The organism is Bacillus pacificus, from assembly GCF_020861345.1.
Classification (GTDB): domain Bacteria; phylum Bacillota; class Bacilli; order Bacillales; family Bacillaceae_G; genus Bacillus_A; species Bacillus_A pacificus.
Map to the genome: position 1 here is coordinate 4486758 of NZ_CP086328.1, position 24849 is coordinate 4511606.

20 protein-coding genes and 1 pseudogene are annotated in these 24849 nt (G+C 34.8%); 2 read left to right on the forward strand and 19 right to left on the reverse strand.

Annotation, left to right across the window (positions count from 1 at the left end; genetic code table 11):
- Positions 1-160: 160 nt before the first annotated feature.
- From LMD38_RS23190 to LMD38_RS23245, 12 genes are all read right to left on the reverse strand, one after another.
- Complete coding sequence (locus LMD38_RS23190) at positions 161-1411, reverse strand: sensor histidine kinase (RefSeq protein WP_062821064.1); 1251 nt, start codon at positions 1409-1411, stop codon at positions 161-163.
- Complete coding sequence (locus LMD38_RS23195) at positions 1408-2079, reverse strand: response regulator transcription factor (protein WP_001238610.1); 672 nt, start codon at positions 2077-2079, stop codon at positions 1408-1410. The genes LMD38_RS23190 and LMD38_RS23195 overlap by 4 nt, the downstream gene beginning before the upstream one ends.
- Positions 2080-2291: 212 nt before the next feature.
- Positions 2292-2996, reverse strand: a complete 705-nt coding sequence (locus LMD38_RS23200) for a metallophosphoesterase family protein (RefSeq protein WP_016716419.1) — start codon at positions 2994-2996, stop codon at positions 2292-2294.
- Between the two features lie 400 nt (positions 2997-3396).
- Positions 3397-4773: an ABC transporter substrate-binding protein gene (locus tag LMD38_RS23205; RefSeq protein ID WP_062821065.1), complete on the reverse strand. Its 1377-nt coding sequence runs from the start codon at positions 4771-4773 to the stop codon at positions 3397-3399.
- A gap of 21 nt (positions 4774-4794) precedes the next feature.
- Entirely contained in the window at positions 4795-5616 is an 822-nt protein-coding gene (locus LMD38_RS23210) for a carbohydrate ABC transporter permease (protein ID WP_000635951.1), read from the reverse strand.
- The gene (locus LMD38_RS23215; protein ID WP_000573570.1) at positions 5613-6545 is read right to left on the reverse strand and encodes a carbohydrate ABC transporter permease; all 933 of its coding nucleotides are present in this window, start codon (positions 6543-6545) and stop codon (positions 5613-5615) included. The genes LMD38_RS23210 and LMD38_RS23215 overlap by 4 nt, the downstream gene beginning before the upstream one ends.
- Complete coding sequence (locus tag LMD38_RS23220) at positions 6545-7642, reverse strand: ABC transporter ATP-binding protein (protein ID WP_228919990.1); 1098 nt, start codon at positions 7640-7642, stop codon at positions 6545-6547. Before LMD38_RS23220 ends, LMD38_RS23215 begins: the two co-directional genes overlap by 1 nt.
- Entirely contained in the window at positions 7639-8205 is a 567-nt protein-coding gene (locus tag LMD38_RS23225; protein WP_000472010.1) for a glycerol-3-phosphate responsive antiterminator, read from the reverse strand. The genes LMD38_RS23220 and LMD38_RS23225 overlap by 4 nt, the downstream gene beginning before the upstream one ends.
- A 308-nt stretch (positions 8206-8513) precedes the next feature.
- Positions 8514-9194: a GNAT family N-acetyltransferase gene (locus tag LMD38_RS23230; RefSeq protein WP_016716415.1), complete on the reverse strand. Its 681-nt coding sequence runs from the start codon at positions 9192-9194 to the stop codon at positions 8514-8516.
- A gap of 147 nt (positions 9195-9341) precedes the next feature.
- On the reverse strand, positions 9342-10211 hold the full coding sequence (locus tag LMD38_RS23235; protein WP_000287347.1) for an ankyrin repeat domain-containing protein: 870 nt from the start codon (positions 10209-10211) through the stop codon (positions 9342-9344).
- Positions 10212-10599: 388 nt separating this feature from the next.
- Positions 10600-11103: a nitrous oxide reductase accessory protein NosL gene (locus tag LMD38_RS23240; protein WP_001259402.1), complete on the reverse strand. Its 504-nt coding sequence runs from the start codon at positions 11101-11103 to the stop codon at positions 10600-10602.
- 131 nt (positions 11104-11234) lie between these two features.
- The gene (locus LMD38_RS23245; protein ID WP_000857646.1) at positions 11235-11489 is read right to left on the reverse strand and encodes a biotin/lipoyl-binding protein; all 255 of its coding nucleotides are present in this window, start codon (positions 11487-11489) and stop codon (positions 11235-11237) included.
- 252 nt (positions 11490-11741) lie between these two features.
- Between LMD38_RS23245 and LMD38_RS23250 the strand changes: the two genes are divergently transcribed.
- On the forward strand, positions 11742-13052 hold the full coding sequence (locus tag LMD38_RS23250) for a CitMHS family transporter (RefSeq protein WP_228919991.1): 1311 nt from the start codon (positions 11742-11744) through the stop codon (positions 13050-13052).
- A gap of 42 nt (positions 13053-13094) precedes the next feature.
- Here LMD38_RS23250 and LMD38_RS23255 read toward each other — a convergent pair whose 3' ends face one another.
- The 7 genes and pseudogenes from LMD38_RS23255 to colA form a co-directional block, all read right to left on the reverse strand.
- A complete protein-coding gene (locus tag LMD38_RS23255; RefSeq protein ID WP_000503478.1) occupies positions 13095-13787 on the reverse strand; it encodes a response regulator in 693 nt (230 codons plus the stop codon).
- Positions 13787-15397, reverse strand: coding sequence for an ATP-binding protein (locus LMD38_RS23260; protein ID WP_227585675.1), 1611 nt, complete (start codon positions 15395-15397; stop codon positions 13787-13789). The genes LMD38_RS23255 and LMD38_RS23260 overlap by 1 nt, the downstream gene beginning before the upstream one ends.
- A gap of 151 nt (positions 15398-15548) precedes the next feature.
- Positions 15549-16496, reverse strand: a complete 948-nt coding sequence (locus LMD38_RS28850; protein ID WP_372471972.1) for a methyl-accepting chemotaxis protein — start codon at positions 16494-16496, stop codon at positions 15549-15551.
- A 42-nt stretch (positions 16497-16538) separates the two neighbouring features.
- Positions 16539-17525, reverse strand: a pseudogene (locus LMD38_RS28855) (HAMP domain-containing protein); the annotation flags it as partial.
- A 242-nt stretch (positions 17526-17767) separates the two neighbouring features.
- A complete protein-coding gene (locus LMD38_RS23270; RefSeq protein WP_000155012.1) occupies positions 17768-19342 on the reverse strand; it encodes a flotillin lipid rafts scaffold protein FloT in 1575 nt (524 codons plus the stop codon).
- A 12-nt stretch (positions 19343-19354) separates the two neighbouring features.
- Positions 19355-19903, reverse strand: a complete 549-nt coding sequence (locus tag LMD38_RS23275; protein WP_000242449.1) for an NfeD family protein — start codon at positions 19901-19903, stop codon at positions 19355-19357.
- Between the two features lie 247 nt (positions 19904-20150).
- A complete protein-coding gene (colA, locus tag LMD38_RS23280) occupies positions 20151-23048 on the reverse strand; it encodes a collagenase ColA (RefSeq protein ID WP_062821067.1) in 2898 nt (965 codons plus the stop codon).
- A 246-nt stretch (positions 23049-23294) separates the two neighbouring features.
- Between colA and opuD the strand changes: the two genes are divergently transcribed.
- Positions 23295-24845 (forward strand): glycine betaine transporter OpuD, encoded by a 1551-nt coding sequence (gene opuD / locus LMD38_RS23285; protein WP_029141046.1) that lies wholly within the window; start codon positions 23295-23297, stop codon positions 24843-24845.
- Positions 24846-24849: the final 4 nt, after the last annotated feature.

A 24849-nucleotide genomic window follows, 5' to 3' on the forward strand; every position in this document is an offset into this window, starting at 1 on the left:
AATTTTAATACTATATTATGATCGATGTAATCTACTCAAATACCTTTTTATAATCGCTTCTTTATAGGGCGAACTTTCCGTATATAATACATGTTAAAAATAGTTTCTTAACTTTCCCTTAAAAAAAGACGACCTTGTAAAAACAAGATCGTCTTCTCACTTATATTCTTTGGTTTTTCGGAAGAATCACTTCAAAACAAGTACCCTCTCCCCATCTGCTCTCTACTAATATTTTCCCATAATGCTTTTCTACAATCCAGTTCGCGATTGAAAGGCCTAATCCCGCTCCTTCTGACGCACTTCTCGCTTTATCCCCTTGATAAAAACGATTAAATAGTTTTGGGATATCCTCATCTTTCACTCCTATCCCATCATCTTTCACTCGTATACGAATTGAACTGTTCATTTGCGTACAATCGATTTGAATATGACCACCTTCATTCGTATACTTCATCGCATTATCTAACAATATGACCATCATTTGATGAATCCGCTCTCTATCACCCATAAAAGATACGCCACGTTCTACTTTTAATATCATTTCTTTTTCTTGATAAGAAGCAATCTCCTTATATGGAGCTACTATTTCTTCTAACAATTTATCGAGTTCAAATGTTTTCTTATCCATCTCAATTTGATTAGAATCAGAACGTGCTAGCAATAATAAATTACTAACGAGTTTTGATAACCGCCTACATTCTTTTGAAATTGTAGAAATATCCATCACTTTTTCTTCTATCGTAGCGGATGGTGACTGGAATAAAACATCTGTTTTTGATTGAATAACTGCAAGGGGTGTCCTTAGTTCATGTGATGCATCAGAAACGAATTGCTGCTGTTTTTCCCATGAATTTTGAATGGGTACAAGTGCCCTGCCAGCTAAGAAAAAGCCAATTCCTATTGCACATAAACTTCCTACGCTACAACCTATCACAAGAATTAAAAATAAAGTATGTAACATTTCTTTTTCAGCTGTTATATCCCTTGCAATTTGAACTATTTTTGCATCTTTCTGAAATGCAAATATTCTAAAATATTGTCCTTGTACTTCTATATCTTGCAAAGTTCCTAATTTCTTTGGAGAAAACTTTTCCAAATTATCTTCAAAGATAAAACGACGTTTGCCGTTTTCAATATCTATCTCCACCGTGTTTCCCATCCAAGTTAACTCCATTATCCTTGGATCCCCAATTGGAGGATATCCCCTAATTTTTTTAGGTAGTTTTTTATCATCTGCATTCTTTCTATGTTGAACGGCTTTTTCTATCGATTCATTTACTCCACTATAAATACGCTTATATGTGTAAGAATAAATGATACTACCTAATACGCCTATCAAAATGATAAATACTAATGAATTCAATATAGTCAATCGAATACGCGTCTTCTGAAACATACTTCCCTTGTTCATTGTTCTTTTAATATATATCCAATACCTCTAACGGTTTGAATATCTTTCTGATAACCGAATGGCTCTAATTTTTTACGTAAATGATGTACATACACTTCTACAATTGCCACTGTCGTATCTGAATCAAATCCCCAAACACGATCAAAAATTTGTTCACGCATTAAAATCTTTCCGCTATTTTGAACGAGGTACTCTAGAAGCTCATATTGTTTTAATGTTAACTTCATACTTTGTCCATCTACTTGAACATCTTTATCTTTTCCAAACAGTTCAATCCCTTTATATCGAATAGTCTGCTTCGTTGTTAAACTACCACTTCGCCTTAATAAAGCACGAATTCTTGCTTTTAATTCTGGGGCCTGAAACGGCTTAACGATATAGTCATCCCCGCCAAAATCCAACCCTTTCACGCGATCTTCTAAAGAATCTCTCGCTGTCAAAAATAAGACAGGTGTTTCAATCTTTTCATCACGTATTTTTTGAATTACTTCAAAACCGTCCATTTCTGGCATCATCACATCAAGTAAAATAGCGTCATATATATTTTGTAATGCTAGAAATAATCCATCTTCTCCATTCAATGCTGTATCTACTTCAAATTCATCGCATAATATTTGGACAATGGACTCTAATAAAGAAGCATTATCTTCTACTACGAGTAAGCGCATATTCTCACCTTCCACCATATCGTTCGATTCTATTTATAATCACATTCCTGCTTTTCCTAACAAAAGAATATAATCATATTTTGTAACTTCATTTTTAATTCGTTCTTTCTACACTTTTTCTTGATACAGAATTTTAAAGATTAATTATAAAGACTCTTCCTTAAATTTACCTTAATAAAAAATTGAAAGAAATAAGATTTCCCTTATCTCTTTCAATTTTTCACTACATATACCCTTTTGCTCGGCAATTCTAAACAATTTAGCTGGCCGCCATATACAGCACCGCCATCAATTCCTATAATACGATTGCTCCCAAAATATACGCCACAATTCTCACTACCGTGAAGCGTTTTTGTTTCCGTATGACCAAATACAACAACCTTTTCACCACTATACCCACTATGAAACTCATTACGAATCCACATTAACGTATATGGTTCACATTCAGAAACTCGTTTCAATGGCTCAACACCAGCATGTACAAATATATACTTTTCTGTTTCAATGTAATGATCTAATTCCTGAATAAACTTTACATGTTCATCTAATACACGAGATTGTAAAATCTTTTTTTGGAAATTCCCCTCATTAACCACAATATCTTCTTCTACAAATCCATAGCTGTATAACGTCTTGTCTCCACCATTCCTTTTTACCCAATGGTTCCATGAACGTTCCTCATCAGTCGTTAACGCCTTAATCATCATATCTTCATGATTGCCCTTTAGAACGAAGGCTCCATCTTCTTTTAACTCTTTTACTTTTTCAATTACTGCACGCGCATTTGGACCACGATCCACATAATCTCCCAGTAAAATTAATTGATCCTGTTTTGCATCGTATTGAGCTTCTTCCAGTAACTGTTCGAACTTTTCTATTTCTCCATGAATATCACTAATAACAAGAATTCTTTTCATATTATCACCCCTCTTTCTAATTATAGTTCAAAACGACAGAAACTTCAGAATTGTAGATTAAAACCGTATTTATTACAGATACAACGATTATCCTTACAACAATGTAAGTCTCTTGTCATCCAATTCGATGGTTGCGATTGCTATATTTCCTTATACTAAAAGTAAGAAATGAAACAAAAAACAAGGAGAGATGAGATATGAAAAAAGTGATGGAAGTTATGGTAGCAGTAGCAGAGGTTTTCGTAAATGGCAAACAAGTTGCAATGGAGTTAAACAAATAATGAAAAGGACAAGATTCATTCTAGACCCTTTACTCATATAAAAGAGATAAGACTTCTTCATTTTTTTGATCCCTTATCTCCTAAAAAAAGCCGTATCCTTTTTCGGATACGGCTTTCTCTTATTTTTGACTCGTACGAGCTGAAATGCTAATTGCTCTATCTGTAGCTTTTGCAGCTTCATCTAACGCTTCTTTACTATTCTTTCCGTCATACATTGCTTCTAATGCTTTTACAACTGCATCTCGTGATTCTGGGAATACACTAATTAAAGCACCTTGTGTTGCTGGAGATTGTTTCGTCGCTTGCAATTGATCTACTGTTACTTTTAACTGTGGATATTTTTCATATTGCTCTTTTACTAATGGTTCATTATATGCATCTGGATTAATAGAGAAGTAGCCTGTTGCAGTATGCCATTTTGCTTGTACGTCTGGCTTCGTTAAATATTTCATAAAGTCCCAAGCACCTTGTTGTGTTTCTTCTGAAACCATATTCGTCATCCATAATGATGCTCCACCAATAACAACACCATGTTGTTTTGAATCTTCTGGGTATGGAATATATGAAACGCCTACATTAAACTTAGATGCATCAATTAAATCACGAACACCTGCTGAAGAATCTAAATACATAGCAACTTGTCCAGACTGGAACGCCGCACGAATATCATCCCAACTTGCTCCATACTTTCCTAGTGCACCAGCTTTATTTAACTCATCTAGCATCCCAAATACTTTCTGTCCTTCTTTACCGTTAAATACAGCTTTCTTTGCAGCATCTTTACGACCATTTTCATTATCTACATATAAAGCGCCTTGTGTCGCTAACAATTCTTCAAAGAACCAACCATAATTCAGCATTGAAAATCCATATTGTTTTACATTTCCGCCTTCTTTAATCGTTAACTTTTTCGCTGCTTCTTGTAATTCCGCATATGTTTTTGGAGCTTTCTCTGGATCTAAGCCCGCCTTTGCGAAAGCATCTTTATTATAAATTAATACTGGTGTAGATGAATTAAATGGCATAGAATACATTTTTCCATCAACTGAATAATAATTTGTAATTGCTTTTTCCAACTTTGAAGTATCGTACTTATCTTTTTTTATCCAACTATCAATTGGCGTAATCTTTTTACTATCAATCATATATTTTGTTGTAATTTCACTCGACTGAACAAGGGCTGGCGCTTCTTTCGTAGCAGACATCGTTCTAAATTTCGTTAAAGACTCTTCATATGTCCCTTGGAACTCCGCCTTTATCTCGTATTTATTTTGCGACTTATTATAGTCTGCAACAAGCCCATCTAGCACGCCTTGTGTTTTTCCACCCATCGCATGCCAAAAACGAATTACAGTTTTATCACCGTTTTTTTCAACTGGTGCTACTTTTGCCTGCGCTTCCGGTTTTCCTTCTGTTTTACTATTTGAACAAGCTGCACTAGATAATGCCATTGTTGCTATCATTAATAGAGCAGCACCTTTTTTAACTAGACTCATTTTAATCTCACCTTCTCTTAGTTATTTAATTGCACCTTTTGTTAATCCTTGTTGTAATTGCTTTTGCCCTAAAAATAGTAGAATCAATGTCGGAATTACGATAACCGTAACACCGGCCATTACGCTTCCCCAATCAGTTGCAACTTCTTGAGACTGAAGCTGCTTCACACCAATTTGGACTGTTCTTACCTTTTCATCAGTGGTCACTAAAAGTGGCCATAAGTACATATTCCATGTTGTTAAAAAACTATATACTCCAAGCGTAATAAAACTCGTTTTACAATACGGAATTACAACGCTAAATAAAAACTTTACATTTCCAATCCCTTCAATAAAAGCAGCTTCTTTCAGTTCATTCGGAAGCGTCATAAAGTGTTGACGTAGTAAGAAAATACCGAAAGCTGTTGCAAAAAACGGCACTGTCATTCCAGCGAAGCTATTGATCCAACCAAAGTTTTGAATCGTTAAAAAGTTAGGTACCATCGTCGCTTCCCACGGAATAAGCATCGTTGAAATAAACAGGAAGAAAATAAGATTTCTTCCTTTAAACTGAAGAAAGACAAAAGCATACGCTGCTAAGCTTGATACGATAAGTTGTCCAATCATAACAACTGTCGATACAACTAAACTGTTATATAAGTATGTAAAAAGCGGTACTTTTTGAAAAATATTAATAAAATTATCAAAAGTAAATTGAGTCGGAAATAACCTTCTCATTTGAATATCGTCTGGTGTCATAAAGCTTATTAAAAATGCATAGAGTACAGGAAAAAACACCATTACTGCACTAATAATGAGCAGCATGTATAATAGGAAATTTTGTTTCCACTGTTTAACGATCATTTATAATGCACCTTTCTCTCAGCAAACTTGAATTGAAGTAATGTAGCAATGAAAATGAAAATAAATAATACCATCGCTTGTGCACTTGCTGTTCCAAATTGATGATTCACAAATGCCTCTTTATAAATCGAATATACAATTAAATTCGTTGCATCATTTGGTCCACCATGCGTTAAAATATCAATTTGTCCGAAGCTTTGGAACGCACTAATTAACGTTACTGTCACGATAAAGAATAAAGTTGGTGATAGCATCGGTAATGTAACACGACGAAGCTTATATAAATAGCTAGCACCATCTATAGATGCACTTTCATATAAAGACGTATCAATGTTTTGTAAACCACCTAATATAACTAAAAATGCAAATCCTGTATTCACCCAAACCGTTGTAACTGATACAGAGAACAATGCCCAATCTGGACTCGTTAACCATGCGATTGCAGGTAGATTCATAGAGGCTAATATATTATTAAATAATCCGACACTTGGATGAAATAAAAATAGCCAAATCACCGCACTAGCAGCTACTGATATTCCCATAGTGGAAGAAAATAACACACGGAATACCCCAATACCTCTTACTTTTCCATTTGCAATCAATGCAAGAAATAAAGCGAGTATAATACTCGTAGGCACTGTATATACAACAAATAATAAAGTTGACTTTATGCTTTTGTAGAAAGCAGGATCAGAAAATAAGTATTGATAATTTTCTAAGCCAACGAAAAGATTAGCTTCTCCGTGTATATCTGTTAAATAAAAGCTATAGTAAATCGTCCTAAATAATGGATAAAAAAGAAAAATCGAGAACAATAAAATAGATGGCGCTAAAAATAATAATCCTATTCTTAACTCTTTCGTTCTACTCCATAAATTCTTCTTTTTTACCACCTTTGCTTGGGCTGGTAACTTGCCTACTTCAATCATTATTTCGCCACCACTTTCAACTCTTCTTCAGCTACCACTTTTAATCGTTCATTCGTATTTTGATGAAAGAAGCATAACTTATCTTGTGAGAATAATAATTTTACTTTGTCACCTTTGTTCAGGAGTAGCTGTCCAATGACTTTTGCACTCCAAGTTGTTCCATTTATTGCGAAGTTTAATATAGATTCGTTGCCTAATACTTCTACAGATTGTAGCGTAACTTCTTGTCCTTCCTCAGACAGGGCAATATGCTCAGGACGCATGCCTATGCGAATTATTCCTTCTGGTAATTGCTTTAACTGTCCAATAGATAACGGAATTTGCAATTGCCCTATATGTAATACACCTTTTTCTTTGTCTACTTCTCCATCATTTATATTCATCGAAGGAGACCCTATAAAACTTGCAACAAATTCATTTGCTGGTTCGTTATAGATGTCAAGCGGTGTTCCAACTTGCTGTATACTTCCTTTATTTAAAACCATGATACGGTCCCCCATAGTCATCGCCTCTATTTGATCATGAGTAACGTAAATCATTGTAATTCCTAAACGCTGCTGAATTTCTCTAATTTCAATTCTCATTTGCGCACGTAATTTCGCGTCTAAATTCGAAAGTGGTTCATCCATTAAACAAATCGGTGCTTGGCTCACGATTGCTCTAGCAAGCGCAACACGCTGTCTTTGTCCACCTGATAATTGACCTGGTTTCATTTTCACATACTCTTTCAGCCCTACCATTTCAATAGCTTCCATTAATCTCTTTTGCCGCTCTTCTTTTTGTACTTTCCTTACCTTAAGTCCAAATAAAATATTTTCTTCTACAGATAAGTGTGGGTATAGTGCATAATTTTGAAATACCATTGATAGATTACGATCTTTCGGCTCTAAATCATTAGCAACACGTTCATTAATAATTAAATCCCCCGAAGAAATTTCTTCTAGGCCAGCGATTATTCGTAATAATGTGCTTTTCCCACATCCTGAAGGCCCAACTAAAACAAAAAACTCGCCCTTCTTAATGTGAACCGATACACCCTTAACCGCTGTCTCTTCTGCATTTTTATATACCTTTGAAACATTTTTCAATTCAATCACAAGATTGCACTCCTTTTTTCTTCTTGTATCCATACTTCATAGTGACTCGTCGAAATCGCACTCGCTCCTGCACGAATGGCAACTTCTGCATCTTCTCGCGTTTGAATCAATCCGCCTGCAATGATAGGAAATTCTATTTCCTCTGCTAACTGCTTAATAATGGAAGGCATAATACCAGGCATAATCTCTACTGCATTCGGTTTAGTCGTTTTACAATTTTCAATTGATTTTGTAAGAGATAAAGTATCGACAATAAAAATACGTTGGATCGTTTTTAATCCAATTTTATTGGCATTTCGAATTGTCGATCCTTTTGTTGAAATAATGCCTTGTGCTCCGATAACGTCTTGAATATACAAAAGTGCTTCCTCTGTATTCGTATTTAAACCTTGTATAAAATCACAATGAAGAAAGACATCATGTCCATGTTTCTGTAATTCATATACACGCTCTGGTAATTCCAGCATTGAACCCGTCATAAGAAAAACTGTTTTCGGTAATTTTTTGTATGTGTTGTATCCTTTCCAATCCTTTATCATCGCAATATAAGGTTCTTTAAACATACATTCCACCTAACTTTTCTGTTTTTATCCAAACTAAAAACACCTACTTACATAGAACACCTTTCTCCTTATTTGAACTCTAGGGAATAGAGCACACCTAAGAAAGTGGCACGTTATATGTAAGCGGGTGTTCTCAAATGTTCTCTACCCTAGTTATTTTATTACCTTTACTATATTACGCATTTATTAAGTCAGTTTTGATAGATTGTTAATTAGCCGTTAACCGAATGTTAATATTCACCATATCCCCTTAACATTAATCTAGATATAAAAATAAACCCCCAACAGTAAACCACTATCTTTAAAATTTAAGTAATATGCAAATCCATTCCATAGTTAATCAGTTTTAGTTTTCTTGCAACTGCTTGTGAAGCAAAGTTATCCCAAGAAGTACTATAAAGTGGAATGCGGTTTTCTTCTTGTATTGATATCGCCCAGGCTGTAACAACATCAGTACCATATCCATTCCCTTGAAACTCCGCTAAAGTTTCCACACTCGCCTCAGCAGCTACAGGTGTACTCCTAGCACTGCAACATATAGAAACTACCTTTTCATTTTTTACAATTGCAAGGTAAGGTTGCCTCCACTCCATCTGTTCTATTAGATGAGGAAAATTTTCTCGTAAAAGCTCTTTATTCTTCTCTGTTATCTGTATTGTTCTAGTTGGCTTATGTAAATTATTAGAGAACATGAAAGCAGGGCCCATCCAAATATTTTTTACTGTTCTTTCTTCATTTAATACATGAATAATCTTTGCTACCTCTATGTGATTTGAAGGTTCTCGAATTAAGTTCTCAATCTTACTTACCATTTCATCATCCAGATCACAATGATATCTCGTTATACTCCCTTCACGAGTTCTGCCAAGAAAAAAACGTGGTGCTTTCGGATTTCCTTGTTCATTTACATATTTCATTTTCCCTACTTGATTATGAACAAATAAAACCTCTACTTGAATTGCTATTAAATCAAGTTCTGAGAGCCTCATTTATATCCTCCTTAGTTACTTCATATACCATTTACAATCTATTTTTCATGCTCAAAATAAAAATCCCATTTACATACACATTACTGAATCCATCATGCTAACTGATTTCTTCATTCTGTCTATCTAAATGGGATTATTTTTCGTTTTTTATTCTACTGGTTGTTGTGGCTGTACTACTTCATTCGCTCCAGCTGCCCTCAACATATTTGCAATATCTTTAAAACCTCTTTTTTCAGCATATTGCAGTGGCGTAATATTTTCCTTATTGGCCATATTTACATCTGCCCCGTGGTCAATAAGCATTTGAATTACTTTCTTATGGTTTTCACTACCATTTCCTAATACGATTGCTTCTACTAAAGCTGTTCCACCACGAGCATTTTTATAATTCACATCAATATCTGTATGCTCTAACAATTCTTTTACGACCTCTACATGGCCACGCTCAGATGCAGAAATAAGTGCTGTTCCACCTGACTTAGTCGTTTCTTTCGTATTAACTCCTGCATTAATTAATACTTTTACAATATCCGTATAGCCTTCTCTACTTGCATAAAGAAGTGGATTGCTTTGTTTCTCATCTTTAATTTCAATATTAGCCCCTGCACCAATTAATGCTTTCACTGTCTCTACATGATTTTGGTACGTTGCTGCAAGGACAGGTGTTTCTCCGTTGTCACCTTCTACATTTATATTCGCTCCATCTTGGATCAACTTCATAGCTGTTTCTGTGTCTCCAAGAGTTGCAGAAAGTAGCAACTGTTTGTCCATTAAATTTATACTTTTTTCTTCTTTAGATTCTTCCTGTTCTTTATGCTTCTCTTTTTTCTTTTCGTTTTTCACATGAACCGGTTTCGATTCTGGCTCTTCTTGCTTATCGCAAGCCACTACCGTCATTAAAAGTCCTAATAACATACATAATAAAATTTTTTGTTTTCTCACAACTACAGCTCCTATGAAAGATAATGTTTTCTTAACCATTCCTCCATCACATACAATAACTCTTCTTGAGTACATTTATCCATAAGCCCTTTATATTCCTTCTTTAATCGGATTATCTAAACTTATATTAGCGAAGCAATTAGTTTAGCACGATTTTACCGCATTTGTATACATTTCTAAAAAGTACATAAAGTGAAACTTTAATCAGTGGGGGTTTTCTTCATCCCCCACTGATTATTAGTTGAACCAATCGGGCTTTTATGGGCAGCCCGACCCCCACCTAACTTCTTTGCTTTCGCTGCATTTTGAGGTGGGGTCTTACTGCCCATTAAAGCGGGATAAATGATTGCTTTAGGTTACTATATTCCATTGTAACCGTTCTTCTAAAAATTTTACACCTTTTCTATATTTGCACCTGAATAATACTAGAAAAAGACAACTATATAGTTGTCTTTTTCTAGTATTAATGATGCGCACCGTGATTTCCCTTTTTCGGGTTCCCCATCATTTCTTTATTCATTTCCCATTTATGCTCTGCTAGCTCTTTATACGAAAGAATTTTCCCCTTATAGTTAGATACAAAGCTCTCTGCATCTTTTTTGTTTTTAAATGAAATGACATTATAAGCCATTGGTGTTGTAATTGTTTTATCATATACATAAGTAGCGTCTTCTAACGAAACCCAATCTTTCGAATCATAATCTCGAACAAATTTTTCTTTCGTCTTTTCACCTGGATTAATCTCCATCCATTTATACATACAACCGATATCATCAAACTTTAATGCTTTTCCATTTTCTAAAATGATTTCTGTTGCAAATTGATTATCCATTACCCCAATTTGGCAAATATCACACTTATCATGTTTCTCATCAATTGCCACAGCCTCTGCTTGTTTCTTACCACATCCTACAATTGTAAAGACAAAGAATAAGCATATAGCAAGCATCACATACTTTGTTCTCATTATATTTCCTCCCTAACCGTATCTTCTACAAGGAGCATATCAAAAACTTGTGTGCGATTTGTGAAAAAACGATGTGTCTTTTGTAATATATGGAACAAAAAAGATGTGTAGTCCTCTCTACACACCTCTCATCATTCACAACCTGTAATTAATAAATCATCTTCCAACCTAACTAATAATGTACCTGTATGAATTTGCTGTCCAACAACTACATTTACTAATCTTATATTTCCACTGATGCCGACTGCAACCTTTTCAAGTTCACCGTTATTTTTTCGGATCATCATTAATTTTTCCCACTCATATACGTAAGAAGATTCATTAACAAAAATCTCTTCTACTTTTCCTTCATAAGAACTACAAATCTCTTCCATTCTTGTTTTCATATAAAATCTACTCCCTATTTCACACTTCAATATTTTCATCTTATTCTACCATTCTTATGGAGAGCAGCTTATTTTTAAAAAATTCAAATTAACTACCGTGAACAAAATGACCAAAATAAAAATTATGCTTCTAATGATGTTATTTTTCAAATTATTTACCATTCAAATAGATACTTTTATGATAAACAAAAAAACCTTTTTCTGAATTTTTATTTTATTTTGAAAGCGCAATCATTTTGAGGGGGAGATTACATGTTAGCACTACTTGGATTTGCGATGGTATTTGTCTTTATGTTTTTAATTATGACGAAACGTATGTCAGCACTAGTAGCATTAATATTAATATTAATTCCAATTACGTTCGCATTAATTGGAGGCTTTTATGCAAACATGGGACCTATGATGTTAGAAGGAATTCAAAAACTAGCACCTACTGGTATTATGCTTATGTTTGCCATTTTATATTTTGGAATTATGATTGATAGCGGTTTATTCGATCCTGTCATTAGTAGGATTTTGAAATTTGTGAAAGGAGATCCTTTAAAAATTGTTGTTGGCACAGCAATTCTTACAATTATCGTTTCATTAGATGGGGATGGAACGACAACGTATATGATTACTGTTTCCGCAATGTACCCACTATATAAACGCCTTGGAATGAATCCACTTATATTAGCTGGGGTTGTTATGTTAGGTGCAGGCGTGACAAATCTTACACCGTGGGGTGGACCGACAGCTCGTGTTATGAGTGCACTTGGACTAGACGCATCAGAGCTCTTTACACCACTTATACCAGGAATGATTGCTGGTGCACTTTGGGTAGTTTTCGTTGCTTACTATCTTGGAAAAAAAGAAAGAAAGCGTTTAGGCATTATGGATGTACAATATTTAAAACAAATGCAAACGATGGATGAGCAAGCTGCAACAGTAGAAGCTGCTGTTCATAAGCGCCCTAAACTTCTATGGATTAACTTTTTATTAACTGCTACCTTACTTGTCTGTCTCATACTAGAAGTTATGCCGTTACCTGTTTTATTTACAATCGCTTTCGCTATTGCTGTTATGATTAACTATCCGAACTTAGAGCAACAGAAAGAGCGTATTGCTTCTCACGCAGGAAACGTATTAGCGGTTGTTTCTCTCGTATTTGCCGCTGGGATTTTCACTGGGATTTTATCAGGAACAAAAATGGTAGATGCAATGGCTAAAAGTGTAGTAACTCTTATACCAGACGCTCTTGGACCACAACTACCAATTATTACAGCTCTTCTTAGTATGCCATTCACATTTTTCATGTCCAATGATGCATTTTATTTCGGTGTACTACCTATTTTAACGAAAGCTGCTGCCACTTACGGAATTAGTGCAGCTGAAATGGGACGCGCTTCCTTACTCGGGCAACCTGTTCACTTATTAAGCCCTCTTGTTGCATCCACTTATTTATTAGTCGGAATGGCTAAAGTTGATTTTGGTGAACATCAACGCTTCACTTTATTGTGGGCAGTTGGAACGACAATGGTCATGTTGATTACTGGAATTGTAATTGGGATTATTCCGATATAAAATAAAAAACAGTAGCGGACATATATCCTCTACTGTTTTTTATTATGAAGAAACAAGAAAATATCTTCTCTCTGGTCTCCCCACACTTCCATATATAAGCTCTGCATGAACTTTTTTCCCAGATATTAAATACTCTAAATAGCGCCTTGCTGTTGACCTACTTACTCCGACCATTGAGCTTAGCACTTCCGCAGTAATACCTTCTTCCTTTACTGTTAACATATGCTTTTTTATTTTTGCTAAAGTTAAGGGGTCTATACCTTTCGGCGCATATTCTATTTCATTTCCCTTTACACCCCTTTGAGACCATAAATGTTCAATTTGTTCTATAGATAACTGATTATTTTTCTTTAACTGTACAAGCTTTTTTTTATAATTTTCCAAACTTGTCTTAAATCGATCAAACATAAGTGGTTTTACGATATAATCTGTTACTCCGCCTCGCAGGGCGTGCCTCACTACATCTGTTTCCGATGCAGCTGTAATCATAATAATATCTGTATCATGTAAATTATGCCTAATATATGTGACAAGTTCGGTTCCTTGCATATCAGGTAAGTACACGTCTAATAAAACAAGCTGTGGCTTCACAAGATCTAACCATTCTTTCGCTTGTTCCCCAGTCGTCGCTGTTCCAATTACTTTAAATCCCTCAATCTTTCCAGTAAAACGCCGATGAATATCTGCAATTCGAATATCATCTTCTACAATCAATACTTCAATCTCCTCACCCATTACAACTCGCCTCTCTCTTTTGGTAATGCAATAATAAACAATGCACCACCTAAATCCCCTTTTTCGATTGCGATACTTCCATTTAAATCTTCTACTAACTCTTTCACTTTTGCTAATCCATACCCTCTCTTCTCGCCTTCTTTCGTCGAGAAGCCTTTATAGAATATGCTAGTAATGACCTCATCATGAATCCCTTGTCCTAAGTCTTCCACTTCAATTACTATTTCTTCTCCGATATCAGTTACAAACATTCTTACTTTCTTATTATGTTCTTCATTTCTTTCAATCGCTTCAAATGCATTCGTAATTAAATTTCCTAAAATAGAAACGACATAATTACTCTCAATATGCGGGCTTAATTTGTCTAAGCTACTCTCTCTGTCTAGCATAAAATCAATCTTCAACTCTCTTGCTCTATTATAGAATCCAATTAAAATCCCACCTAACCATGGATTTTGAATTCGCTTCATAATAAATTGAACAAAATCTTGATAGACCGCCGTTTCCTTATGAATAAGCTCTAAAGCATCTTCATATGATTCTAACTGGATAAGTCCTGAGAGCGTATACAATAAGTTATTATATTCATGCGTTTGCGCTCGTAATGCCTCTGTATATTGCTTCGTCTGAGATAATTCTGCTGTTAACTGATCCATTTCAGATTTCAAACGTAAGCTCGATACAACACCAGTTACTTTATTCTTTACTTTAATAGGTAGACGATTCGCAATAACAGCCTGCCCTTTTATATTTAATTGACGATCAAACTGTTCTTCCCCAGTTTGAAGTACATCTAGTATCGTTGAATTAGGAATTACATCTAAAATAAATTCTCCAATAATATTTCGTTGTTCATCTAATGAAAGAATGTCATAAGCTGCTTGATTGACTAATCTAATCATCCCATTTTGATCAATAACAATAATCCCTTCACGTACAGATTGAATCACTGTACTATGCTCTTCATATAAAGATGAAATTTCTTCTGGCTCCATACCAAACATCATTCTTTTTATACTGCCTGCTAAATATATAGAACCAATTATCCCAATTAAAAGACCTGCTATTGTAATCCAAAATACACGCTTTCCATACACTTCTACTGCACCATGAATATCGTCCATTGAAAATCCAACAGACACCACGCCAATAATTTCATTTTCCTGATTACGGATTGGAACTTTTCCGCGTAATGAAGGGCCTAATGATCCAGTTGCTCTCGAAACATAAGATTTCCCTTCTAATAGAACCCCTTCGTTATCTCCACCAACCATTGCTTCTCCTATTTTATCTCGCTTAGGGTGTGCATATCGAATCCCCTCTTTATTTCCAACTACAATAAAATCAGCATCTGTATCAATTCGAATTTTTTCTGCAATCGGCTGAATGACAGAAGCTGGATTTTCTTTTTGAAAAGCTTCCTTTATTTCTGGTATAGCAGCAACTGTTTTCGCAACATGCAAAGCCCGTTTCCCAATTTGCTCTTCTACCGTTTTAGATAATATGTAATAAAATAAATAACTCGTTAACAGAAGTACAACTAAAATTAGTGTACTAATAGTTAATGTAATTCTCGGTTGTAGTTTTAATTTTTTTAATTTCAAAACCATTCCCCTAACATGATTAAAGATAGAATTTAAAGAATATACAGTCTCTTTAATTATACTTAATCATAACATGGTTACTCTATATTTCTTTCTTTTTCTCTTCATAAAAAAAGAAACGAAGTAAAATTATTACCTCGTTTCTTAACATTCGTTATTACACTTTAAACTTACCAATCATCTCTTGTAACTCTTCTGCCATTTGTGATAAATGGACTGCTGCTGCATTTATTTCATCTACCGAAGCTAATTGTTCTTCAGATGAACCAGCAATATTTTGAACGCTTGCTGCATTTTCTTCAATCGTAGCTGCAATTTCATTAATAGATGCACTTACTTGTCTTGCATCTACCGTCATTTGCTTCGCTACATCTACCATGTTATCAATTTGTACAACTGTATCATCCGTAGATTTCAATATTTCAGCAAAGCTTTGCTTCGTTTCATTTGCAACTACAAGTCCTGATTGTACTTCTGTCCCAACTTGCTTCATAGAACTTACCGTTTCTTTTATATCAAATTGGATCTCTTTCACTAGTTTTCCAATTTCCGTAGAAGACTGTCCTGATTGCTCAGCTAATTTTCGTACTTCATCTGCTACAATTGCAAATCCTCTTCCTTGCTCACCAGCTCTCGCAGCCTCAATTGCCGCATTTAACGCTAACAAATTTGTCTGCTCTGCAATATGTTGAATCACCTCAAGAATTGCTCCAATTTGTTTTGATTTATCATCTAACAAAACAATAACTTTATCTGATTGTGAAACAGACTCATGGATTAATTGCATTTGATTCACAGTTTTTTCAACTAACTTTCCACCATCTTCAGCCTTTTTCTTCGTATACATAGATGCTGTAGATACTAATGAAGAACTATCTGCAACACGCTGAATTCCTTCTGTAACTTCCTCTAATAATGTTGCGCCTTCTTCAACTTCTTTCGTTTGTATTTCAGCCCCGCTCGACACTTGCTCTATTGCTTGTGTAATTTGTTCCGTTGCTTCACTTGTCTGCTTCATACTAGCTGTTAATTCTTCTGAAGATGCCGCTACATGACTTGCTGAAGTGTTTATATTGGAAATGACATTCTGTAATGATGCTGCCATCTCATTAAAGCTTTCTCCTAGCTGTCCAATTTCATCTTTAGTATGAACTGTAATGGATTCTGTTAAATCGCCTTCACTAATCTTTTTCGATGATATAACAAGTTGTTTTAACGGACTAATAATAGAGGCAATTATGAAGTAAATTAAAATCCCACCAATTATTAATGAAATACCAATAACAGTTAGCGTTTTATAGAAAATAGGATTAGCTGCTTCAATAATTTCTTTTGAAGGCATAATTCCTGCTATTTTCCATCCAGTCTGCTTATTTGTTATAAAGGTAATATTGCGATCATCACCATCAAGTTTGAATTTAAAATCACCTGTTTCCTGTTTGTACAATTCCTTCTCAAGTTTTTCTTCTATTTTGTCACCTGGCTTCATCGTCGGATGCGCTATTACATGTTTAGATTGGTCGAAGATTGCTACATATCCTTTTTTGCCGATATTGACCATTTTTGAAGTATTTACAATGTCATTAATAATTAAATCAATACCGAGAACACCGCTCTTATCCTCATTTTGTTTTGCTATTGTAATAACAATATTCCCTGTTGTACTTGACTTATATGGGGCTGTGATAACCACTTCTCCGCTTTTTTTCGCTGCTTCTTTATACCAATCTCTTTCGGTAGGATTGTATCCATCTGGCATTTGAATAGACGGTGATTGAATAAATTGTCCCGTACTAGATCCCGTATAAATTGCTTCTATTTCTGGATGTAATTTATTATATTCTTCTAATTTATTTTGCACATTTTGGAGCTGATCAGTCCCGTAACTTACTCCGTTAAATAACTTTGTAAAATATACTGCGTCTACCTTTTTACTGTCTATCTCTTTATTAATAACATTATTTAAAATCTTTACGTTATCTTCCGCTGATTGTAAAATTGTTTCATTAAAGTTTGTCTTCGCTTGCTGATAAGACGTCCAACCAATTACAATACTTGGAAGAACTAAAATGATAACAAATGATACAAGTAACTTTGCTTTTAAACTACTTCTCCTTAATTTCCTTTGAAACATATTTCTACCCCTCCATACCGTTTTAAATGTAATTACCTTACATTTAATTTCTTTATATAAATTATACGATTAAAACGTATCAACTCTTTATCTCTTTTTCTATTAAAGAATTAATACATATCTTTTTCATTCTATATAAATTAAATAATTAAAACAATATATAAAAATGTACATTATTCGAAATATTATCATTCACAGAAGAACCTCTAGTATCTCACTTACTAGAGGTTCCACCCACTATACTATTCTTTATCTTTTTCTACTTCTTTTTTCTCATCTTCTACTACAGATACAATAGGTTTATCGTTTGATAATTGTTGAACCGCTCCTTTTCCAGCAAATCCTTCTAATAACTCTTTTAAATCAATGCCAGAAGAAGCTTTTAATGTTTCTTGCATCGTTGCCATTAAATCAGTCGCATAACCTGCAACTTTTCCGGCGCCGCTATTTTTACCACCGCCGCCTGTATCGACAACTGTAATTTTATCAATGTTGCTAAGTGGACTAGCAACTTCCTTCGCATAACTTGGAAGCATTTTAAGTACCATATCCATAATTGCCGCTTGGCCATATAACTCAAATGCCTCTGCAATTTTTTGCTTCGCTTCGGCTTCTGCTAAACCTTTTAATCTGATAACATCGGCTTCTGCTGTACCTTGTGCTTTTTGTACTTCCGCTTTCGCTTGACCTTGTGCTTTTTCAATTTCTGCCTTCGCTAAACCTTCCACACGTACTTCTTCCGCACGTGCTCTCGCTTCAGCTTCAATCTTATATTGATCCGCATCTGCCTTTTTAATTTGTTTTACTTTTTCTGCTTCCGCTGATTGCTCAACAGCATAGCGATCTGCATCTGCTTTTTTCTTTACTTCTGCATCGTATTGCTTTTCACGACGCGCAATCTCTTTTTCTTCTAATTCAATTTGTTTCTCACGCTCAATGATTTTAACGCGCATTTGCTCTTCTGTAACACCTTGTTGCGCTTTCGCTTGTTGTAATTCGTAAGAAAGATCGGCGTCTGCACGAGCTTGTTCTTGCTCTCTCTTATAAGATTGTACTTTTAATTCTTTATGTTTTTCAGCTTCAGCGATTTGTGCATCACGTTGGTATTCAGCTTCTTTCGCTTCCTTCTCAGCACGAGCTTTTTCAATACGAGCTTCTTTTTCACGCTCTGCGTTTGCAATTGTTGCATCACGCTTAACCGTCGCAATTTGCGGCTGACCAAGTGCATCTAAGTAACCGTTCTTATCCATGATTTCTTTAATGGTAAAGGAAACGATGCGAAGACCCATTTTCTTTAAATCTGTAGACGCTACTTCATGCACCTTTTGAGCAAATTGCTCTCTATTACTATACGCATCTTCTACTGTCATAGAGGATAAAATCGCACGTAAATGACCTTCTAAAACCTCTTTTGCTTCTACTTTTAACTCTTCTGTTTCTTTTCCTAAATATTGCTCAGCTGCTGTCGATACTTCTTCAATTGTAGAACCTACTTTAATAATAGAAACACCATTTACTGTAACTGGAACACCTTGCTTCGTATACGTATCGCGTGTACCCACTTCTAACTTGTAATTTAGTAAGCTTAAAGGTTCTGCTCTTTGCATAATTGGAACTACGAATGTACCGCCACCGCGAATAATCTTAATCTTCTTTCCATCATCAGTGGTAACTACATTTTTCCCACCACCAAGCCAATTCCCTGTAACAATTAACGCTTCATCTGGTCCAACTGTTCGATACTTCGTAATGAATACTAAAATGAGTAAAATTAAAATTGCGAGTAAAACTCCACCAATAATTAATGGAATCGTCATGGAAATTCCCCCTTATAATTTTGGTTTTTTTAAAGAATAAGCGATGTTTTGTACAAGCAAAACACCATCTTGGACTCCCTCAATAATAACTTCAGTTCCTTGTGAAATATCTTTTTTCCCAATTGTTTTAGCTGGAATTGCATTACTTCCAAATTGGGAGGAGATTAATACTTCACCAAATCCTTCTGTAGGAATTGTCGTAATGACTTCTCCCTTGCAACCAATGAATTCATCCATACGTTGCACAGTATTTTGTTCTGCTTCTGCAATCGGTTTTAAAATTAATATTTTCATTATGAATACACCAATAAAAGATATAGCAAATGCAGCCACAAAAATAAGAAGACTATTAAAGGAAAATAAATATTCTCCTATATAACTAAGTCCACATAGCATGGCGAAAAAACTAAGTAATAAAGTAACAACGGATACCGATCCGCCTCCAAAACTAAATATGGATTCAAATATATCCCCAAAAAAGATATAAATCACAGTGAGTATAGTAGCAATAATAAATCCGTATAAATAAATTGTCTCAAGTGGATAACCAAACAAAACCATTTCTTATCCCCCTCTCTTAAACAATCCCTTTTTTGTTATGTGTATGCCCCACCTCTTTCAAAGATTATTGTTCTTAATTTTCAGTTATTTACCCTTTAAAGAAAAGCCTGTAAGACAGGCCCCCTAAAAAAGAACAGGAGAAGCCTATTGTGACAGGCTCCTCCTAGTAAATAACCGATATATTATATATCTATATAATATACTATTTTCCACAAAAAGTAAAGTTAAACATACATTGGAAAAGCACTTATTTTACTGATAATTCGTAAGTTCCATCGCCATTATCATATTTATATACATACAAGTAGTACTTACCTGGTTTTGCATTAAAATTTGCCTCTATATGATTTCCATTTGCTTGACCGTAAGCAGCATAATTTTGCATATCTGATTCATGGTGAAGTACCCATGTCATCCCGATTCCATACTCATTTAAAACGGAAATATCAATATTTTTCGCTGATGCTACATTAAATGTATAAACATCAGTGTGATCTCCGCCGATAAGGCTACCTTTTATAGTAGTGTTTAGTCCAATACGATTTGCTTCCTCTGGGCGATTATTTGGTTCTGATTCTGTTAAGCTTCCATCTTTAACCGTAACCGTTGTTTCGCTTTTGCTCTCTTTTCCTTTATCATCTTTTACTATTAACGCTACTTTATATGAACCTTCTCTTTCATATACATGTACCGGATTTACTTCTGCACTTGTGCTTCCGTCTCCAAAGTCCCATAAATAAGAAACAATTTTTCCATCTTCATCTTTTGAACCGTCACTTTTAAATTGAATACCTTCTTTTACAAGTCCATTATAAGGGCCATTTATATGAACCGTTGGAGCTTTATTTTCTCCGTCATCTTTTGCGATACCGTGGAAGACTACATCATATTCAAATTCATTTGAGCTATTTACACGGTAATTGACGAAATATGCTGTAACAGTTTTGTAGCCACTCCATTCTTTTTGCCCAAGTTGTTCCAAAGCTTCATTTACTTTCTTACTCATTGCGTTCCAATCTTCTGACTCACCTTTTGTTACACTACCTGTATACGTACCTTCTAATGTAAATGTATTAAAGAATTGGGAGCTATGTTTTGTCATTTTTGCATCTTTCATCGGCAACGTTTCACTAATTTCTTTCTCTACTGCTGTTAATGATTTTGGGGCATGTTCAGCTAAATAATCATCTGCTACTTCCGGTACATTATATTTATCTTGATTATCGATTAGCTGCTGCATATACTCTTGATACTCTTCATTTAGTCTAAGGTCTTTACTTAAATTCTCACGATAGGCATCATAATTTTTCACGTCATTTGCACGAATTAAATCTTGAATTTTATCAAACGTTTCAAATTGATGTGTATATAAGTAAGATTGCAATGCGAACGAGTAATTATAGAAATCCCAAGAACCATATTTAGCAAATAGTGTGCGCTCTGCAGTATAACGGCTTGCAGGATCAGATGATAATCCACTAATGATGCTCTTTCTCGGTACTACATTATTTGTACGAGTAGCCCCTGCGAAAAACTCTGCGTTTCCTTCTTGGAACCAAGTTAACCTTTCATTTTGATACATATCTCCTCTTCCGAATAAACCTGGAACTTCATATCTCCCTTGAAGATAATGAGTAAACTCATGGCGGAATAACTCTTCTAAACTATAAATACTTTGTTCGGGCGTGCGTTCATATGTAAAGAATGTTCCTGTTTCTTCAATATAAATTCCACCGTTGTTCGTTTCATATCCATACAGTTGTCTATTTAACTGGTACTCTTCTGGGCTGTTATAAATTACTATCGTTAATATATCGTCTGCATTTCCCGGCTCTAACGCTTTATCATTCCCAATTACACGATGATACTGCGCCTTTACTTCCTTTGCAGCCCAGTACAGTCTCTTAATTTTTTCTTCCGATACTTTATCTCCTGTTTTAAATACGATAGATCCATCATCAAATGTATACGTTTTTGGTAAGTACTGCTCTTTTCCTTCTTTACGTATTTTCTCTAAATCTACTGTATTCCCGCTATAATCTTTTCCGTTATAATTTGTTGTAATTTGTTCTACTGCGACAAAATACGGTTCACTTAAACGTGGATACATATGCATTGCCTGTGTCACAACTTCTAATCCTTTATTTGGATTACTGTGAAACTTCCCTAAACGACTAGCAAAGTAAATGCCATTATTAACGAGCCACTTATTTTCTTGTGTTACTTCATTTAGAAGAGCGATACGATTTATTTCATTAATAAACCCATCTACTTTCCCGTACCACATCGTTTCATTTGCTTCTTTACGAGCTTCAATTAAGTAAGACTGTATATCATAGTCAATCCCTTGCATTATATCGTATACAGCTTGTCCTTTCATACGATCGTCTACATACGTATGAAGATTATCATTATATTGTTTTAAAATATTAGCTGCGTATTGAACCGTTTCAACATCACTTGAAGCGTTACTAATCAATTTTCCGTATGCAGATACGACTGTATCTTGTTCATCTGTACCAAGCTTAAAGTTTGGATTTTTTGCGATTGCTTTTAAAGCAGGTAAACATTTGTCCTGGAAGCTTCTTTCATTTAATTCACTTAATTCGTTATTATAAAATGCCAAATAAAAAGCTGAACGTAACACTTCCGTAAATGTTTGAATTCCTTTTGAATCATCTTTCGTAAATGTACTACCCCGATGAGCTAATTCATCTATAACGACTTGCATTTTCCCTTTATCTTTATAAAAAGCTTTTGCATCTTCATTAAACTGGAATAAGTCTGTAATTTGATGCCACTTAATACTGCCTAACGTTTCAACTAATTCTTGATTATTCATTTTGTTTAAATCAGCCATTGAATAGCTTTCTTTAACTTGCTTTACTGCCGCTTTGTTCGGAATAAATGCTGGTCGCTGTGAAAAGTCTCCTACTTTTAACCGTTCTTCAAACGATAATGTTTCCTCCGCTTTAGAAACGTGTCCAATCTCATCTACTGGTTTTTCAATTCCAACTGGTTTCGAATGCAATACATTATATGGCACCTTTTCTTCTGCTGATGCATGAGTTTGAATTGCCCCCAGCGATAGAGCCATTGTACTAATACTAAGCATTACTTTATTAATTTTTGATTTCTTGTTCATATCCTTGCCCCCTATTCAAATATTCCATTCACGAATTTAACATAAAATCTAGATACAACAATATAAAATGCAATATTTCATATTATTTCTTCTTACATTTTGTACATATCGTGAACAAATTCCCTTTTTTCTCCCGAAAGTAATCCGAATCCTTTCACGTAATAAAAAGAGAATTTTTTGACAATTATTTCTTTAATTGTTATGATTAATATAATTGTTAACTTTATTAAACAAGGGTGGGATTCTATGATAAAAAAAGAAAACAGTGTATTTTATATCTCCATCTTGCTAACAACATTATTCATCATATGGGGAATTACCCCGGCAAGTTGGATACAAGGCTATGATTTACAAAGCGTTACATCTTCCTTAAATTCATTTATCCTTAATAAATTTGGATGGTTTTACTCTCTACTTATGACCACAATGATTATTTTAGCCGCTTATTTAGCATTTTCTAAGTACGGTTCTATTCGTCTTGGTAAAGATGGTGAAAAACCAAAGTATAGTTATCCATCTTGGCTATCCATGTTATTTGGGGCAGGAATGGGAATTGGACTCCTCTTTTATGGAATCGCTGAACCGATTTCACATTTTACAGATCCACTAACAGGAAAAGCAGGTACAGAGGAAAGCGCCAAGCTCGCTATGCAATATTCATTTTTCCACTGGGGTCTCTTTCCATGGTCACTATACGCAATGGTTGCTTTAACAATTGCATATTTCACATTCCGCAAACAAAAAGGTAGCACAATTGGGGCTACAGTTACTCCATTATTTAATCGATCGAAAAATTCTCCTATCGGAAAAACAGTTGATATTTTAGCTGTTTTAGCCACTGTATTCGGTATTGTGCCATCTGTTGGGATTGGTGCTCAACAAATCGCCGGAGGATTAAGCTATTTATTCCCTTCTATTCATAACACTTTACTTACACAGCTCATACTTATCGCCATCTTCGCTGTTTTATATTTAACAAGTGCACAAACAGGCTTAGATCGTGGGATTAAATATTTGAGTAACTTAAATTTCTCTCTTGCAGGTATATTACTCGTCTCCTTTTTACTTTTAGGACCAACTGTATTTATTATGAAATATTTCACATCTACACTCGGTTCTTATATTGGAGCTTTACCTAGTATGGGATTAAATTTAGGAGCATTTAATGAAAAATCTTCTTCTTGGATAGAAAACTGGACTATTTTCTATTGGGGATGGTGGATCTCTTGGTCTCCATTCGTCGGTACATTCATCGCCCGTATTTCTAAAGGACGCACAATAAAAGAATTTATTTTTGGAGTTGTATTAGTCCCAACTCTTATCTGCACATTTTGGTTTGCAGTATTTGGCGGTACCGCTATCCATATGGAAATGTTCCAATCGCTTGGCATAGCTGATGAAATCGCAAAAAATGGTACAGAGATTGGATTATTTGCTGTTATTTCACATCTACCGTTCTCTACATTTTTAACAATTATCGGGTTAATTTTAGTAGCCACATTTTTCGTTACTTCTGCTGACTCAGCAACATTTGTCGTTTCTATGCAAACGAGTAACGGAAGCTTATCACCAAAAAATAGTTTAAAACTTATATGGGGATTAACAATCGCGATCATCGCAGCTATTTTATTACAAGCTGGAGGATTAAATGCGCTGCAAATTGCAGCGATCATCGCAGCACTACCATTTTCTATCGTAGTCGTCCTTATGGTTACTTCACTCTTTAAAGAGCTACGAAAAGAAGACGTTAATTTGCAAACGAAAGAAGTTCCGAAAAAAATAAAAAAGGTTATGTAACGAT

Excerpts from the sequence above, each read along its gene's own strand:
- LMD38_RS23205 (WP_062821065.1), bottom strand. The coding sequence starts at position 4,773 with ATGAGTCTAGTTAAAAAAGGTGCTGCTCTATTAATGATAGCAACAATG.
- LMD38_RS23245 (WP_000857646.1), bottom strand. The coding sequence starts at position 11,489 with ATGAAAACAAGAATGGAAGAGATTTGTAGTTCTTATGAAGGAAAAGTA.
- LMD38_RS23210 (WP_000635951.1), bottom strand. The coding sequence starts at position 5,616 with ATGATCGTTAAACAGTGGAAACAAAATTTCCTATTATACATGCTGCTC.
- LMD38_RS23190 (WP_062821064.1), bottom strand. The coding sequence starts at position 1,411 with ATGAACAAGGGAAGTATGTTTCAGAAGACGCGTATTCGATTGACTATA.
- LMD38_RS23240 (WP_001259402.1), bottom strand. The coding sequence starts at position 11,103 with ATGAGAACAAAGTATGTGATGCTTGCTATATGCTTATTCTTTGTCTTT.
- LMD38_RS23200 (WP_016716419.1), bottom strand. The coding sequence starts at position 2,996 with ATGAAAAGAATTCTTGTTATTAGTGATATTCATGGAGAAATAGAAAAG.
- LMD38_RS23225 (WP_000472010.1), bottom strand. The coding sequence starts at position 8,205 with ATGTTTAAAGAACCTTATATTGCGATGATAAAGGATTGGAAAGGATAC.
- opuD (WP_029141046.1), top strand. The coding sequence starts at position 23,295 with ATGATAAAAAAAGAAAACAGTGTATTTTATATCTCCATCTTGCTAACA.
- LMD38_RS23275 (WP_000242449.1), bottom strand. The coding sequence starts at position 19,903 with ATGGTTTTGTTTGGTTATCCACTTGAGACAATTTATTTATACGGATTT.
- LMD38_RS23255 (WP_000503478.1), bottom strand. The coding sequence starts at position 13,787 with ATGGGTGAGGAGATTGAAGTATTGATTGTAGAAGATGATATTCGAATT.
- LMD38_RS23235 (WP_000287347.1), bottom strand. The coding sequence starts at position 10,211 with ATGTACTCAAGAAGAGTTATTGTATGTGATGGAGGAATGGTTAAGAAA.
- LMD38_RS28850 (WP_372471972.1), bottom strand. The coding sequence starts at position 16,496 with ATGGCAGCATCATTACAGAATGTCATTTCCAATATAAACACTTCAGCA.
- LMD38_RS23230 (WP_016716415.1), bottom strand. The coding sequence starts at position 9,194 with ATGAGGCTCTCAGAACTTGATTTAATAGCAATTCAAGTAGAGGTTTTA.
- LMD38_RS23195 (WP_001238610.1), bottom strand. The coding sequence starts at position 2,079 with ATGCGCTTACTCGTAGTAGAAGATAATGCTTCTTTATTAGAGTCCATT.
- LMD38_RS23270 (WP_000155012.1), bottom strand. The coding sequence starts at position 19,342 with ATGACGATTCCATTAATTATTGGTGGAGTTTTACTCGCAATTTTAATT.
- LMD38_RS23260 (WP_227585675.1), bottom strand. The coding sequence starts at position 15,397 with ATGGTTTTGAAATTAAAAAAATTAAAACTACAACCGAGAATTACATTA.
- LMD38_RS23250 (WP_228919991.1), top strand. The coding sequence starts at position 11,742 with ATGTTAGCACTACTTGGATTTGCGATGGTATTTGTCTTTATGTTTTTA.
- LMD38_RS23215 (WP_000573570.1), bottom strand. The coding sequence starts at position 6,545 with ATGATTGAAGTAGGCAAGTTACCAGCCCAAGCAAAGGTGGTAAAAAAG.
- colA (WP_062821067.1), bottom strand. The coding sequence starts at position 23,048 with ATGAACAAGAAATCAAAAATTAATAAAGTAATGCTTAGTATTAGTACA.